The following is a 16,019-nucleotide window of genomic DNA, read 5'->3' as shown; positions in this document are numbered from 1 at the left end:
GGTCCGGCCCCTCAGCGGGCCTCGGCGCGCCGGTTCCGCCGGAGCTTCTGCTCCGGCAGCGCCACCCGTTCCCGGAGCACCGGCTCCAGGAGCTGGGGCACGCCCAGCACCGGCAGCAGCCAGGCCAGCACGATCAGCCGGTCGCCCCAGATGTTGATGTCCGGGTGCCCGGCCTGGTTGAGGAACCCCGTGCCGGCGGCGGCGACCAGGAAGGCCCCGAACACCGGCCGTCGCCGCGCGCCCCAGGCACCGGCCGCCACGCACGCCAGGAACACCGGCTCCCAGAGCCGCCGCCGCAGCCACTCCGTCCAGAAGTTCCCCTGGAGCTGGAAGAACTCCGCCCACGGACGTTCCCGGTCGGGCCGGGCGAAGTGATCGGTGAGCAGGTCCTGCACGCTCTCCGCCATCGACGGGTGGTGCAGGACCCGGGCCAGCAGCACCGTGCCGAACGCGCCCGCGCACCCCACCCCGGTGAGCGCCCGCACCGCGCGTTCCGGCGGCGCGCCCCGCCGCCGCCCCCGTACGGCGATCGCCGCGCCCGCACCCGCCAGGCACAGCCCGAGGAACAGCGCCTGCGAGTGCTTGACGGTGAACAGCGCGAGCAGCGCGGCGCCCACGAGCGCGGTGCCCGCCCGGGTCCCGCGCCCCGTGAGCACCAGCGCGCAGCCCCACAGCACGGCCAGGGTGAGGGCCAGCTGCAGCCCCTCGGTCATCGGGCGCAGGGCGGTCGTCCCGCACGGCAGGACGTAGAACAGCGCCTGTCCGGTGAGCGCGAGCGGCACGGGCACCGACAGGGTGCGCAGGACCAGGAAGGCGAGCACCCCGCCCGCGCACGCGACGACCACGCCCGCCGTCCACACGCCCCAGGTCACGCCGAGCAGCGTCACGAACGGCACCAGGAACACCGGGTAGCCGGGCCGCGCCTCGAAGATCCGCATGAAGCGCTCCGGCATGAACGGCACGGTGTGCCCGCCGGTCTGCCCGGCCGCCAGCCGGGTCTCCACCTGCCGCCACTCCCGCTCCCGGCACTCCTCGAGGACGCGCGGGGCGGGGTCCGGGGCGTGGAAGCGCACCACGTCCACGTTCTGCGCGCGGTGCGCGATCGACGCCCGGCCCGCGCAGACGTAGTCGATGGCGGCGGCCGCCGCCTCCCGCTTGTCCGCGCCGCCCAGGCTCAGCGCGTACGACAGGTAGTTCTTGGTGTCGGGGGTGTCCCGGCCGGTGACGTTCGCCAGTTGCAGCAGCGCGAAGACCGCGGCCAGGAGCAGGACCCGGGTGCGCGGCCTCACGACGGCGCGGGCAGCACGGCACGGCCGGTGACCTGGGAAGGCACCGGGACCGGGTCCGCGGTCCGTTCCGGCAGCGGCTCGCCCAGCATCAGCGTGCGCACCACCCGCTCGGCGGCCCGGCCGTCGTCGAACTCGCAGAACCGGTCCCGGAAGGCGGACCGCAGCCGTGCCGCCTCCTCGTCCCGCCACGTCCCGGAGGAGAACAGCCACGCCAGTTCGAGGGAGGAGCGCGAGACGTGCCCCGGCGCCTCGGCCGTGATGTCGAAGTAGAACCCCCGGCTCGCCGCGACGGCGTCCCGGTCGTCGGCGTGGATCACGATCGGCCGGTCCAGGTGGGCGTAGTCGAACATGATCGACGAGTAGTCGGTGACCAGCACGTCGGAGGCGAGCATCACGTCCTGCACCCGCGGCTCGTCCGTGGCGTCGACCAGCACGCCCCGCCGGTGCAGCTCCGCGAGGCCCAGCCCGCGCGCCGGACCCCGGGCGAGGGACGGGTGCAGGCGCACGACGAGGGTGTGGCCGGGGCCCAGGTCCGCGGCGAACCGGGCCGGGTCGAACCGCTCCACCAGCCCGTCCCTGCGGTAGTCGCGGCGGGCCGGAGCGTACAGCACCACCGTGTCGCCGTCCGGGATGCCGAGCCGGGCGCGGACCGCGCGCCCCTGCTCCGGGCCGGCGCCGACCAGCACGTCGTTGCGTGGGCTGCCGCTGCGCAGGGAGGTGAAGTGGCAGGGGAAGGCCCGCTCCCACACCAGCTCGGAGTGGCGGTTGGCGACCAGGCTGTGGTCCCAGCGGTCCGCCCGGCGCAGCATCTGCGGCACGTCGAAGCCGAGCCGGGCGCCGGGTCTGTCCAGCAGATCGGCGCCCGCGTACAGCAGCGGGGTGCCCTGGTGGGTGTGGATGTGCACGCTCCCCGGGCGCTTGACCAGCGCGCCGGACCAGTTGACGTTGTTGACGAAGTAGGTGGCCCGCTCGGTCACCCGGCGGTAGCCGGCGGAGTCCGGGAGCACGTACTCCACGTCCGGCGGCAGTCCGGCCGCCTGCTCCCCGTCGGCCAGCACCCACACGCCCCGGATGTGCGGGGCGAGTTCGCGCGCCGCGTGGAAGACGGCCGCCGGGTCGCCGAGCACGCCCCGGTGCGAGAACGCCGAGTACACGGCGAGGTCCGGATCCAGCGGACGGCGCGGCGGCAGCGCGGACCGGGTCCGGGCGGCCCGTGCCGCCGCGGCGGTGCCCGCCCGCCGGGCCCGCCGTCCCAGCTCCCGGCCCGCCCGCCCGGCCTGCCGGCGCAGGACGTACCCGGCGTAACTCCCCTCCAGCACCCGCAGTTCGGCCGGGACCCGGGTGCCCCGGGGCCGGTGCGCCCGGAACATCTCGGCCGTACGGCGGAAGAACTCGCCCCGGTCGGACGGGGGCAGGCGGTCCGGCTTGGACAGGATGTCCAGACAGTGCTCGCCCATCTTGGCGTGCAGGAAGGGCCGCCAGTGCGCCAGCGCCGGACGGGCGTCGACGAACCGGAAGACCCGCGCGTACTGCTCGTGGACGTCGAAGTGCTTGCGGCTGGTGGTGGACAGGATGCTGCCCCGGCGGCGCTGGCGGTAGTACAGGCAGATCCGGTCCAGGGTCGCGATGCGCTCCGCGCTGAGCATCACCGGGAAGGTCCAGGGCGTGTCCTCGTAGTAGCCGGGCGGGAAGGCGAAGCCCTCCCGCTCGACGAAGTCGCGGCGGTAGACCTTGTTCCACACCACCATCAGCAGGTCGAGGATCTCGGGCCGTTCGGCGGCCGTGAAGACGTCCTCGGGGGCGAGCAGGTGCGCCAGCACGTTGCGGCGGGTGCCGCCCCACCAGTGGGCGCGGGCGTAGTCGAAGACCAGCACGTCCGGGTCGCCCGTCTCGTCGAGGCGGTCGGCCAGCGCGCGCAGCGCGCCCGGGGTGAGGGTGTCGTCGCTGTCGAGGAAGAACAGGTAGTCGCCGCGCGCGTGCGGCATTCCGGCGTTGCGGGCGCGGCCCAGGCCCACGTTCTCGGGCAGGTGCAGCACCCGGACGCGCTCGTCGCGGGCCGCGTACGCGTCGAGGACCGCTCCGCAGTCGTCGGGCGAGCGGTCGTCGACGGCGATCACCTCGAGGTCCAGGTACGACTGCCCGAGCACCGAGTCGAGGCACTCCTGCAGGTATCCCCGCACCTTGAAGACGGGGACGATGATGCTGAAGCGGGGCACGTCAGCTCCTCACCAGGGCGGCGGCCGCGGGGGCCGGGACACGTTCCGCGAGCGGGGTCACGGGCGGGAGCGCCTGCGGCGGCTCGCCGAGCAGCACCCGGCGCACCACCCGTTCGGCGGCCCGCCCGTCGTCGAACGGGCAGAACCGCTCCCGGAACCGGGCCCGCAGCGCGGCCGACTCCGCGCCCGCCCAGGTGCCGTCCCGGAACACCCGGGCCAGTTCGTCGGGCGTGCGGGCCACCGGTCCGGGCGGCTCGGCCATCAGGTCGAAGCAGACGCCCCGGATCTCCCGGTAGACGTCCCAGTCGTCGGCGTACACCACGATCGGGCGGTCCAGGTTGGCGTAGTCGAACATGATCGACGAGTAGTCGGTGACCAGCGCGTCGGCGGCCAGGCACACGTCCTCCGAGGAGCGGTGCGCGGTCACGTCGATGATCCGGCTGACCCGTCCGCCGCTCCCGCGGCCGCCCCGGTCGTAGAAGTAGTGGGCGCGCAGCAGGACGACCACGTCCTCGCCGGCCGCCTCGCAGAACGCCTCCAGGTCCAGGCCGGTCTCGAAGCCGGTGCGGTGGTCGCGGTGGGTGGGGGCGTACAGGACGGCGGTCCTCCCCTCCGGCACGCCGAGCTCCGCGCGGACGCGGGCCACGTCCTCGGCGGTGGCCGTGCAGTACACGTCGTTGCGCGGATAGCCGTACTCGAGGTGCTCGTAGGAGCCGGGGAAGGCGCGCTCCCAGGTGCGGGTGGAGTGGGGGTTGGAGGAGAGGTTGTAGTCCCAGCGGTCCACCCGGCCCAGCAGCTTGGTGAAGCTGCCGGTCGCGGCGGCCACCACCGGGTACGTCGACTGGTCGACGCCCATGGTCTTCAGCGGGGTGCCGTGCTGGGTCTGCAGGTGGACGCTGCCGGGGCGCTTGACCACGCCCTCCGCGAAGTTGGCGTTGTTGATCAGGTACGTGGCGCGGGCCAGGACCTCCCAGGCGCGGTGGCTGCCGAGGACGGCGTACTCGACGCCCTCCGGCACGGTGTGCACCCGGTCGGCCTCCACCAGGAACACCCCCCGGATGTGCGGGGCGAGTTCGCGGGCCTTGGCGTGGATCGCGGCCGGGTTGCAGGCGTAGCCGCGGCCCCAGTACGCGCAGTACACGGCGAGGTTCGGGTCCAGCGGGCGCCACCGGTGCATCCGGTACAGCAGCCGGGTGCGCAGGCCCCGGGGGCGCGGCACCGCCGCCACCGCCCGCGCCACCGCGCGGCGGGCGTCGCGCAGGGCGGCGAACGCCGTGTAGGAGCCGGCCGCCAGCAGCCGGTGCTGCACGCCGAGGCTGCCGCCCGGGGGCCGGTACCCGGCGGGGCGGTGGCGGCGGTGGAGCAGGCTCGCCCGGCGGAAGAACGCGCGGTGCCCCGCCGGGAGCCGCCGGGGACGGGCGGCCGTCTTCAGCACGGCGGCGAAGAGCTGCTCGAACAGCGGCCCCGACCGTTCGGCGGGCAGCCCCAGTTCGGCGGCGCGGACGAGCACCAGCTCGGCCTGGTCCAGCAGGTCGGCGTGGTGCGGGCCGGGGAGGTTCAGCCGGCTGCCCTGCCGGCGCAGCAGGTGCCGGACGACGACCGAGCGCAGCACCGCCACGCGCTCGGCGCTCAGCATCGCCAGGCCGCCCCAGCCGATGTCCGTGAAGTGGCCGTCGGGGAAGGCCAGTTCCCGTTCGGTGACGAAGGCACGGCGCCAGGCCGCGCTCCACGCCGGGAGCTGCACGCCGGTGAGGTGCGGGGCGCGGCCGGGGGCGAAGGCGCCGTCCGGTGCCTTCGCCAGCAGGGGGGCGGCCGGGTTGCCCGGTTCGCCCTCCCACCAGGGCGTGCGCTCGTGCTCGAAGCAGAGCACGTCCACCGGCCCGGTCCGCTCCAGGCGCGCGTCCAGGGCCGCCAGCGCGCCCGGTACGAGGGTGTCGTCGCCGTCGAGGAACAGCAGGTACGTCCCGGTCGCCCGCCGCATCCCGGTGTTGCGCGCCCCCGCCAGCCCGGCCGACGGCGGCGCGTGCACCGGGGCCACCCGGGAGTCCCGCTCGGCGTACCGGGCGGCGACGTCGGACGCGGGGGACCCGGGGGCGTCGCAGACGGGGATCAGCTCGAAGTCACCGAAGGACTGGGCGAGCACCGAGTCCAGCGCCTGGGCCAGCCGGCCTGCGACCCCGTGGGACGGGACGATGATGCTGAAGCGGGGCATGCTGCTCTTTCCGTTGGGGTTCTCGTGGCGCCCGTCGCCTCAGCGGGCGGGGCGCCGTCCGGGCCGCCCCGCCGGACGCCGGGCGGGCGGCCGGGTCGGAGCGGGCCGCGACGAACCGGGGGACAGGGGCACTCCCGAGGGGAGAACGGCGGTCAGAAGCGGTCGGTGACGGTCAGCGGGCCGCCGGGCCGCTGCTGCGCCGGCACGGTCGCGAGCGGCGGCGGGCCGGACGCGGCGCCGGCCGCCGGCACCGGACGGCGCTCGTGCGGGGGGACGACCGGGGGGAGGCCGGCCTGACCGAGCACGACCCGGCGGACGACCCGCTCGGCGGCACGGCCGTCGTCGTACGGGCAGAAGCGGGCGCGGAACGCCGCGCGCCGCCGGGCGGAGTGGGAGCCGCGCCAGTGGCCGGTGGCGAAGAGGTCGATCAGCTCCTCCTCGCCGTCCGCCACCGCGCCCGGCGGGAACGCCCGCACGTCGACGTAGGTGCCGCGGGCCGCCTCGTACGCCTCCCAGTCGTCGGCGCACAGGACGATCGGCCGGTCCAGGCCCGCGTAGTCGAACATCAGCGGGGAGTAGTCGGTGACCAGGACGTCCGAGGCCAGGCACAGGGACGCGACGTCCGGGTGGGCGGAGACGTCCAGGACCCGGCCGGAGCCGCCCGCGGGCGGTGTGCCGTGCGGCGGCCGGGTGCGGGCCAGGACGACGAACCGCGGGCCCAGGCGGCGCACCACGCGCTCCGGGTCGAGCGGGGGGCGCTGGGTGCGGCGGTAGTCGCGGTGGGCCGGCGCGTACAGGATCGCCACCGCGCCCTCGGGGACGCCGAGCGCCTCCCGCAGCCCGGCCACGTCGGCCGCGGTCGCCGTGTGGAGCGGGTCGGTGCGCGGCTGGCCGTACTCCAGGGTGGTGTACCGGCCGGGGTACGCCCGCTCCCAGGCCAGGGTGGAGTGGCGGTTGGCGGTGACGACGTAGTCCCACCGGTCGACGTCCTCCAGGAGCCGCGCGAAGTCGGTGTCCCGGGCCGCGGCCGGGCGCTCCAGGAGGTCCAGGCCGGTGTGCCCGAGGGGGGTGCCGCGCTGCGTCCGGACGACGACCTGGCCCTCGCGCTTGACCAGGCGGGGGTCCAGGCCGGTGTCGCTCACCAGGTAGGCGGAGCGGGCGAGGGCGGTCCAGTAGGCGGCCGTGCCGGGGACGAGGCGGGGCGGGCCCGGCGGGGCGGTGCGGGGGCGTTCGGCACGGCCGGGGTGATCGGGGGGCGCCGCCCAGGTGGTGCGGATGTGCGGGGCGACGGCGTGGAACGCGGACTCCAGGGCGGCCGGGCCGCCGCCGTCGGCGCGGGCGGTGAAGACGGCGCGGTCGGCGCGCAGCGGGAGCAGCCGCTGGAGGCGGTAGTGCAGGAGCAGGGCGGCGGAACGCAGGGCCGACGCCGTCCTGCCGATGAGCCGGGCCGCCCCGCGGCGCAGGGCCGACGCCAGCCGGAGGGCCCGGTAGGTGCGGTGCAGGCCGAACCGGACCAGCGTGTGGTGGACCCGGGCGCGCGCGGGGACGGGCGCGCCGGGCGCGTAATGGCGCCGGCAGTGGGAGCGGGCCCGGCGCAGGAAGGCGGCGTGCGTCCCGCGCGGCAGCCGGTCCCGCCGGGTGTAGACGGTCACGAGGTGGTCGACCATGCGGCGGAACAGCACCGGCCGCCAGTGCTCCAGGCCGGGGTGCTCGTCGAGGTACGCGAACACCCGGTCGTACTGGTCGAAGACGTCGAAGTGCCGTTCGCTGACGGTGCGCAGGATGCCGCCGGCCCGCCGCTGCCGGTAGTGCACGCACACCCGGTCCAGGGTCGCGATCGACTCCGCCGTCATCAGGACCGGGTACGTCCACGGGGTGTCCTCGTAGTAGCCGGGCGGGAAGGCGAAGCCCGCCCGCTCCACGAACTCCCGCCGGTACGCCTTGTTCCAGGCCACCATCAGCAGGTCGAGCAGCCCCGGCCGGTCCACCAGCCGGAACGGCGCCGGTCCCCGTTCGGCGAGCTGCGCGGCGATCCGGTTGCGCACGGCCTCGCCCGACCAGTACGTGCGCGCGTAGTCGTAGACCAGGACGTCCGGGTCGCCGGTCTCCTCCAGCCGGTCGGCGATCGCCAGGAGCGCGCCGGGGGCGAGGGTGTCGTCGCCGTCCAGGAACACCAGGTAGTCGCCCGTCGCCCGCTCCGTCCCGGCGTTGCGGGCCCGGCCGAGGCCCGTGTTCCGGGGCAGGTGCACGGCCCGCACGCGCGGGTCGCGGGCGGCGAACTCGTCGATCACCGCGCCGCACGCGTCCGGCGAGCAGTCGTCGACGGCGATCAGTTCGAGATCGGTGTACGACTGGGACAGCACCGATTCCAGGCACTCGTGCAGGTACGCCTGGACCTGGTACGCGGGGACAATGACACTGAACCTGGGCAAGGGGCATCCATCGGTCGGTGCGGGCGTTCGGCCCGGCAACGGCCGCTGGGCCGACTTGGTTACGCCGCCTGCGGCATCCGGGGGAATCCGGTCACCCGAAGGGGCGGACCTGCACCGGCCCGCCCCCTTCCGGCCCCGTGCCCGGGCTATTTCACCGCGCCCGCCATCACACCGGAGACGAACTGCCGCTGGAACGCGAAGAACACGACCAGCGGGATCACCATGGAGAGGAACGCGCCCGGCGCCAGCACGTCGATGTTGTTGCCGAACTGCCGTACCTGCGTCTGCAGGGCGACCGTGATCGGCTGGCTCCCGGCGTCCGAGAAGATCAGCGCGACCAGCAGGTCGTTCCACACCCACAGGAACTGGAAGATGCCCAGCGCGGCGATCGCCGGCCCGGCGAGCGGCATCACGACCCGGACGAACAGGCGCAGTTCACCCGCGCCGTCCAGCCGGGCCGCCTCCAGCAGCTCCTTCGGGATCTCCGCGAAGAAGTTCCGCAGGAGGAACACCGCGAACGGCAGGCCGAAGCCGACGTGGAAGAGGACCACACCGACCAGGGAGCCGAAGATGCCCAGGGCACCGAAGAGTTCGGCGATCGGGATCAGCGCCACCTGCACCGGCACCACCAACAGCCCCACCACACCGAGGAACCACCAGTCCCGGCCGGGGAACTCCATCCAGGCGAAGGCGTATCCGGCCAGCGAGCCGATCACCACCACCAGCACGGTCGCCGGCACGGTGATGAGGACCGTGTTCAGCAGGGAGCCCGTGATGTCGCCGTTCTCCAGCAGCCTCTCGTAGGCGCCGAAGGTGAGTTGCGAGGGCTCGGTGAGCACCTTCCACCAGCCGTCGGCGGCCATGTCCTGCGGAGTGCGCAGACTGGCCAGCAGCAGCCCGACCGTCGGCACCAGCCAGAACAGGCCGACGACGATCAGGAAGACGCGGACCAGTCCGCCGCTCACCCACGCGCCGAGCCGCGACCCCAGTGACCGCTCGGCCTCGACGGTGCCGACCGGCGGCGGGGCCGCCCCGGTGACCCTCCCGGCGTCCGTGCTCATCGCCGCACCTCCCGCCTCAGCCTGCGGATGTTGAACCACATCACCGGGATCACCAGGAGCAGCAGGAACACCGCGATCGCGCTGGCGATGCCCGGCTGGTCCGCGGCGAAGCCCTTGCGGTACAGCTCCAGCGCGAGGACGTTCGCGTCGTCCTGGGAGGAGCCCGGGGCGATGATGAAGACCAGGTCGAACACCTTCAGCACGTTGATCATCAGGGTGACGGTGACGACCGCCAGGACCGGTGCCAGCAGGGGCACCGTGATCCGTCTGAAGACCTGCCACTCGTTGGCGCCGTCCACCCGGGCGGCCTCCAGCAGCTCCCGGGGCATGCCCGCGAGGCCGGCCGCGATCAGCACCATCGCGAAGCCCGCCCACATCCAGATGTACGAGCCGATGATGGCGGGCGTGACCAGCGCCGGTCCCAGCCAGTCCACGCCGTTGTACGGCTCCGCGAAGTTGCTCGCCGGGAGCCGCAGACGGGCGCCGTCGGCCTTCGACGACAGGGAGAAGGTGCCGTCGGCGCCCGCCGTGGCCGTCTCCACCACCGTGCCGTCCCTGACGGCCTCGATCCTCATCCCCGCGTAGCCCAGTTCGCCGGCGTCGACGCCGTTCAGCGTGCCGACGCCCTTGCCGCGGGTGAAGTCCTGCCAGGTGGTGCCGGTGATCCGGTCGTCCTGCGGCTTCGGCGCCGCGGCCCGCTCCGCGTCGTCCGGCATCAGGTCCGGGGCGACCCCGACCAGCGGCAGCGTGACCGTGTCGCCCACGCCCACCGCCTCCTTGGTGACGAAGGCGCCCCCGCCGGCCGGCTCCAGCGGCGACTCGCGGCCCGGGTGCGCCTTCGGGAACGCCGAGGACTGGGCGAAGGTGTCGTGCACCCCCACCCACACCGCGTTCGCCACGCCCTTGTCCGGGTCCTGGTCGTACACCAGGCGGAAGATGATGCCCGCCGCGAGCATCGAGATCGCCATCGGCATGAAGACGACCAGTTTGAACGCCGTTCCCCAGCGCACCCGTTCGGTCAGCACCGCGAAGACCAGACCGAGCGCGGTCGCCACCGTCGGCGCGAACACCACCCAGATGACGTTGTTCTTCAGGGCCGTGCGGATGCCGTCGTCCGTGAACAGCGCCCGGTAGTTGTCGAACCCGGCGAACCCGTCGCCGGACTGGTCGTAGAAGCTGCGGACGACGGAGTACCCGATCGGGTAGACCACGAGCGCACCGAGCAGGACGAGCGCGGGCAGCAGGAACAGCGCCGCGACGGTGGTGCGGGTGCCGGTGACGCTCTTGCGCGACTTGGGAGCGGCAGGGGCCGTCTTCGACGCCCCTGCCGCCGTGTCCGACGCCATCGCCGGTTCAGTTCCCGTACGCCGCGGCCGCGTCGGCCTCCAGCCTCTGCTGGGTCCCCGCGACGTCCTTCGGATCCTTCAGGAAGTCCTGCAGCGCCTTCCACTCGCCCTTGCCGGGCGTGCCGCCGAAGGCCTGCGGGGCCTGGTCGGACATGTCGAAGCGGAAGTCGTCACCGGCACCGATGAGCGCCTCGGCCATCTTCTGCTGCACCGCGTTCGGATACGCCGAGTTCGGCACGTTCTTGTTCGGCGACAGGTAACCGCCCAGCTTCGCCTGGATGCCCGCCGCGTCCGGGGAGGCGAGGAAGGTCACCAGCGCCTGCGCCGCCTTCGAGTCCTTCAGGATCACGGCCGCGTCGCCGCCGGACACCACGGGCGCCGTGTCGCCGACCGCCGGGAACGGGAACACCTTCGCGTCCGTGCCGACCTTCGCCTTGGTCTCGCCGATGTTGACCTGCACGAAGTCACCCTCGTAGACCATGGCGGCCTTGGGCTGGTCGCCGCCGGTGAAGGTCTGCGTCACCGACTCCGGGAACTCCGTCTGCAGCGCGCCGCGCGCGCCGCCCGCGACGTAGTCCTTCTTGCCCCAGATCTCCGCCAGCGTGGTCAGCGCCTCCTTGACGGAGGGGTCCGTCCACTTGATCTCGTGCGCGGCCAGCTGGTCGTACTTCTCCGGGCCGGCCTGGGAGAGGTAGATGTTCTCGAACCAGTCGGTCAGCGTCCAGCCGTCGGCGCCGCCGACCGAGAACGGGGTCACGCCGGAGTCGTACACCGTCTGCGCGGTGGTGAGCAGCTCGTCCCAGGTCTTCGGCTCACTGGCGCCCGCGTTCTCGAAGACCTGGGCGTTGTACCAGATCAGCGACTTGTTGGCGGCCTTGTAGTAGACGCCGTACGGTTTGCCGTCGACCGTGCCGATGTCCTGCCAGCCCTGCGAGTAGTTCTTCGCCAGCTCCGCCTGCGCCTCGGCGCCCAGCGGCTTGGCCCACTTCTTGTCCACCGCCTGCTTGATGGCGCCGGGCTGCGGCAGCAGCGCCACGTCCGGCGGGGCGCCGCCCGCGATCTTCGAGCCGAGGAAGTTGATGATCGGGTCCTGGGCGGGGACGAAGGTCACCTTCGCGCCGGTGCGCTTCTCGAACTCCGCGAGGACCTTCTTGAAGTTGGCCTGTTCGGCACCGGTCCACACGGCGGCCACCGAGAGGTTCGCGCCGTCCAGCTTCGGAAGGGTGACGGTGGTGCCGGTGTCCCCGGTGCCACCGCCCTTGGCGTCCTCGTCGCCGTCGTCGTCACCGCCTCCGCAGGCGGTGAGCGAGACCGCGAGCACGCCCGCGACGACGGCGGCCGCGGCTCTCGCGGCCCCGCGGGTGCGGGGGACCGGCGTGCGGTTGTCGGGCGACCTGCGTATCCGGATGATCCTGCTCGTCCTGCGCATCACTGCCCCGTTCTGTGTACTCCGTCGTACCTCGTCGAACGTCGAGCTTGCCCCGTGCGCTCTGGTCTACGCCCGGGGAGTCGGGTCGGCAAGAGTGCGTCCGGTGTCAAGTCCGGGATCGTGACCGCGTCGTGACGGTGCATCAGCCGGCTGGTGCGCGCGTTAGAGGAGTGACGGCACCTCGGCCGCGGAGACCTGCCGGGCGGCCCGCTCCAGCGCGCTGGCGAGCAGGGCGAGGTCGGTCGGACCGTTGCCCAGTTCCCGCACCGGGCGCCGGGCCGGGGGGTCGCCCATGCGGTGCCACTCCAGCGGCACGACCGTGGGGCGCAGGGTCGCCGTCCGCGGGATGCGGCCGGTCACCCGCCCGCCCTGGAACGCGGTCACCCGGCCGTCCGGGCGGGCCAGCCGGCCGCGCCCCGGCGCCGCTGCGTCCGGACCCGGGGGCTCGGGCGCGTCGAGCGCGATCCGCACGGTCGCCTGCCGCACCGGCTCGGTCCGGGCCGTACGGGCGCACGGGCCGGTGGCCGCGACCAGGTGCACGCCCAGCCGCTCCCCGTCCCGCGCCACGGCCTCCAGCGCCCGCAGCACCGATCCGGCGGCGGGCCGCCCCGGCGCGCCGAGCGCGGGGGAGACCAGCGCGTCCAGGTCGTCCACGACGACCACCAGCCGGGGCAGCGGCGGAGGCACGGCCTCCGCCCGGCGCCGGGCCGCTCCCGGCCGCAGCCGCAGCGTCGTACTGGGCGGGGCGTCCAGGTCCCCGTCGTGCTCGCCGCCGGTGCCCGCCGGGCCGCGCCGCGCGGCCGTGCGCTGCGCGACCATCCGGTCCGACAGCGCGCGCCCGGTGTGCCACTCCACGAAGTCGGACCGGCCGAGCAGTTCGGCGCGCCGCTTCAGCTCGGCGCTCAGCGACTGGGCGAACTCCCGCATCCGCACCGGGTCGTTGGCGGTGAGGTGGGTGGTGACGTGCGGGACGTCCGTGCACACGCGCAGGCCCTCGCCGGGCCCCTCGTCCGTCACGGGGCCGCCCCTGCCGTCGACCAGCACGACGCCCAGCCGGTCGGGCCGCTCGGCGGCGGCCAGCGAGGCGACGACCGCACGCAGCAGCTCGGTGCGGCCGCTGCCGGGCACCCCCTCGACCAGCAGGTGCGGACCGTCGGAGACGAGATCGACGGCGACCGGGCCGCGCGGTCCGGCGCCCAGCACGGCGGTGACGCGTCCGCCGAGCGCCAGGGTGTCGTCGGCCGCGTCCGCCCAGCGGGCCATCAGCGAGGCGGGGGTGGCCCGGGCCAGGCCCAGTTCGTCCAGCAGCCGCGCCGACCGGGGCAGCGGCGCCGACACGCGCGCGTGCCGCTCCCCGGCGGCGCCGTCCGTGCGCAGCGGCGCGAGGGCCCGCGCGAACCGCTCGGCCCAGGCGGGGGAGACCGCGTCGACCGTGGCGAGGGTGCCGTGCCCGACCGGGCCGGGAGCGGCCCCGGAGCCGGTCCGGGCCACCCGCAGCAGCCGCAGGGCGGTCGCCACGTCCCCGCTGAGCAGGGCGACGGCACCGCACTCCCGGAACGCCGGTGCCGCCGCGCAGGCCGCCTCGTACGTCTGCGACAGCGGGGAGGCGGGGGAGGCGGCGGCCGTCTCGGCGAGGCACACCAGGTGGATCCCGGCCCGCGGCCCCTCCACGGCCAGCCGCGTCAACGCCTCGCGCGCCTCGGCGCTCCCCGGGTCGCCGTCCACGACGACCACGGTGTACGGCCCGGCGGAGCCGCCCGCCGGGCCGGCGCCCCGGGCCCAGGAGGGGCGCCGGTCGGCCGGAGCGGGCTGCTCCGGTATGAGGGCCGGGGTCGTTTCGGGCGTGTGGTCGTGGTCCTCCAGCCGGCGCAGCAGTTCCTCGGTGCGGGCGGCGGCCTGTTCGCGGTCGTGCGCGAGCAGCAGGCGGCAGGCCTGGCCGTGCCCCGGCCGTACGTGCGGCAGCCAGCCCAGCCACGCCCACTCGGCGGTGCGCTCCTCGAGCGGACGGCGGCGGTCCGCGGCGATCAGGACGATCTCCAGGCAGTCGGGGGAGTGCAGCGCGGCGAGCTGGGCCAGCACCGCGCGGGCCAGCCCGGCGAGCCGCTCGCGCGGGCCGGCCAGTCCCAGCGCGCCGACCTCGCGCAGCCCCGAGGTCACCGGTACGGCGGGCAGCAGACCGGAGCCGTCCGGCGCCGCCCGGTCGGTCGTACCGAGCCGCACCGCGAGCGCCTCGGGGTGGCCCGGCCCGCGCTCCCACAGCCGGGGCCCGGGGCCCAGCGCGGTCAGCAGCAGGGTGGCGGGGTCCGGCCAGGTCTCGGGGAGGACGGGAGCGACCGCGCCGGGCTCGGGCACGGCGCCGGCCGCCTCCTCGCCGGGGGTGTCCCGCGCGTTCGCCGCCTGTTCCTGCCGCCCGCCGGTCAGCCGCCGCGCCCAGGCGGTGAGCCCGCCCCGCCTGCGTCCCCCCGAAGGCGGGGGCTGGGGTTGGGCCTGGGGTTGCGGCTGGGGGAGGTCGGTACCGCGTACGGGGGTGCCCTTGCGGGTGGTGGTGTCGGCCGTGGGGGCGAACGCCGCCGGGGCGGTGGGCGCGGCCCCGGGCGTCTCGCCCCGCGGCCGGGCCCGCTCGGCGCCGGGCATGCGGCCGGTGGCGGGTCCGGTGGTCGGGCCGGTGAGGGGGCCGGGAGCGCCGGGCTCCTCCGGGCTCCGGTGCGCGTGCGGGGCGCCGTCCGCGGGCGGGGGCTGCGACACGCGGTGTCCCCGGGGCATGTGCGGCACGTCGCCCCGGGCGGCCGTGTGCACCGTGCGCCCGCCGGGACCCGGGTCCGCCCCACGGCTCTCGATGCCCGGTGCCCCGCCCTGCACCGGCACCCACGGCGCCCCGCCCGCGTCGTCCTCCGGTCCGCCCCGGGCGGGCACGGCCCAGTCGGCCGAGCCGTGGGCGTGGTGGGTGGGCGCCGTCGGCTCCGGCACGCGGGCGGGGACGTCCGCGTCCTCGGCCCGCCCGTGCGGGGGCGCCGGCACGCGCACGTGCCCCTCGCCGTCCGGTGTCGTCCCCGTCCGCGCCGCCGGCCCCGCGGACGGGGTGAGCCGCAGGGCGGACTCCCCGATCCGCAGCAGCGCGCCCGGGGGGAAACGGACCGGGCGGGGGCCCACGCGCCTGCCGTCCAGCGTCGTGCCGTTGGTGGAGCCGAGGTCGGCCACCGAGACCCGGCCGTCCGGGCCGACCGTCACCGCGCAGTGCAGCCGGGAGACGTCCGGGTCGTCGAGCGGCACGTCGGCGTCGGCGGAGCGGCCTATGCGGATCTCGCCGCCGTGCAGCAGGTGCACCCCGCCCGCGTCGGGGCCGGTGACGACGTGGAGACGGGTCGGGGCGTCGTCCAGTTCGGGGTGCGGCTCCGGTTCGCCCGGGGCGCCCACGGCCAGCACCGCACCGTCGATCAGCGGCGGCTCGCCGAGCGTGCAGCGCTGGGTGTCCAGCCGCCGGTCACCGGCGTACAGCACCGGGGTGCCCGAGGAGCCGGACGCGCCGTCGCCGCCGGAGACCGCCGCGGCCAGGGCGGAGGCGACCGCGGCCAGGGCCGTGCCGGCGGGTGCCGTGACCAGCACGTCGCGGCGCGCGGCCCGGTCCCGCGCGGGGGAGGACGAACCCAGCGGGTCAACGACGGTCAGCCGGATCTGCATCGCCGTCAGCGGTCCCTTCTGCGCGGGCGCTCGCGACAAGGGGGACGAAGCCGCCCCGCGGTCCCCCTCCGCGGACTTCCCCCACCGCCACACGCGCACGTACGGCCAGTACTGGGGGCATCCTCGCACCTGCCGCCGACAACATGCCCGCCGCCCGGCATCAAATGATCTTGATTGGTCGGCTCTGCCCGTAAAAATGCCTGACCGGTGCGGAGCCGATGACCGTTCCGGGATCACTTGAGATCGGTCACGTCCGGCATTCGGCAACCAACGGACCGGGTCGCGCGTCTTTCCTGCGACACGGACGGGCGACACGGGTGGACCACACGGACGAGCAGCGCGGACGGGCGGCACGG

8 protein-coding genes are annotated in these 16,019 nt (G+C 75.3%); all 8 read right to left on the bottom strand.

Annotation, left to right across the window (positions count from 1 at the left end; genetic code table 11):
• Window positions 1-11 precede the first annotated feature (11 nt).
• Window positions 12-1,289 carry a hypothetical protein gene (locus CP969_RS16060; protein ID WP_016826011.1) on the bottom strand — a complete coding sequence of 426 codons (1,278 nt, stop codon included), beginning with the start codon at window positions 1,287-1,289 and terminating at the stop codon, window positions 12-14.
• Complete coding sequence (locus CP969_RS16055) at window positions 1,286-3,505, bottom strand: bifunctional glycosyltransferase/CDP-glycerol:glycerophosphate glycerophosphotransferase (RefSeq protein WP_016826012.1); 2,220 nt, start codon at window positions 3,503-3,505, stop codon at window positions 1,286-1,288. Before CP969_RS16055 ends, CP969_RS16060 begins: the two co-directional genes overlap by 4 nt.
• A 1-nt stretch (window position 3,506) precedes the next feature.
• The gene (locus CP969_RS16050; RefSeq protein ID WP_016826013.1) at window positions 3,507-5,717 is read right to left on the bottom strand and encodes a bifunctional glycosyltransferase/CDP-glycerol:glycerophosphate glycerophosphotransferase; all 2,211 of its coding nucleotides are present in this window, start codon (window positions 5,715-5,717) and stop codon (window positions 3,507-3,509) included.
• 152 nt (window positions 5,718-5,869) lie between these two features.
• The gene (locus CP969_RS16045) at window positions 5,870-8,149 is read right to left on the bottom strand and encodes a bifunctional glycosyltransferase/CDP-glycerol:glycerophosphate glycerophosphotransferase (protein WP_016826014.1); all 2,280 of its coding nucleotides are present in this window, start codon (window positions 8,147-8,149) and stop codon (window positions 5,870-5,872) included.
• A gap of 146 nt (window positions 8,150-8,295) precedes the next feature.
• Window positions 8,296-9,210: a carbohydrate ABC transporter permease gene (locus tag CP969_RS16040; protein ID WP_016826015.1), complete on the bottom strand. Its 915-nt coding sequence runs from the start codon at window positions 9,208-9,210 to the stop codon at window positions 8,296-8,298.
• A complete protein-coding gene (locus tag CP969_RS16035; protein ID WP_016826016.1) occupies window positions 9,207-10,556 on the bottom strand; it encodes a carbohydrate ABC transporter permease in 1,350 nt (449 codons plus the stop codon). Before CP969_RS16035 ends, CP969_RS16040 begins: the two co-directional genes overlap by 4 nt.
• Before the next feature lie 7 nt (window positions 10,557-10,563).
• Window positions 10,564-11,985, bottom strand: coding sequence for an ABC transporter substrate-binding protein (locus tag CP969_RS16030; RefSeq protein WP_016826017.1), 1,422 nt, complete (start codon window positions 11,983-11,985; stop codon window positions 10,564-10,566).
• A 162-nt stretch (window positions 11,986-12,147) separates the two neighbouring features.
• Window positions 12,148-15,663 carry an FHA domain-containing protein gene (locus tag CP969_RS16025; RefSeq protein ID WP_150474936.1) on the bottom strand — a complete coding sequence of 1,172 codons (3,516 nt, stop codon included), beginning with the start codon at window positions 15,661-15,663 and terminating at the stop codon, window positions 12,148-12,150.
• Window positions 15,664-16,019 lie beyond the last annotated feature (356 nt).

It is taken from the genome of Streptomyces viridosporus T7A (genome assembly GCF_008704515.1).
GTDB lineage: Bacteria > Actinomycetota > Actinomycetes > Streptomycetales > Streptomycetaceae > Streptomyces > Streptomyces viridosporus.
This window is presented reverse-complemented; position numbering and strand designations above follow the sequence as displayed.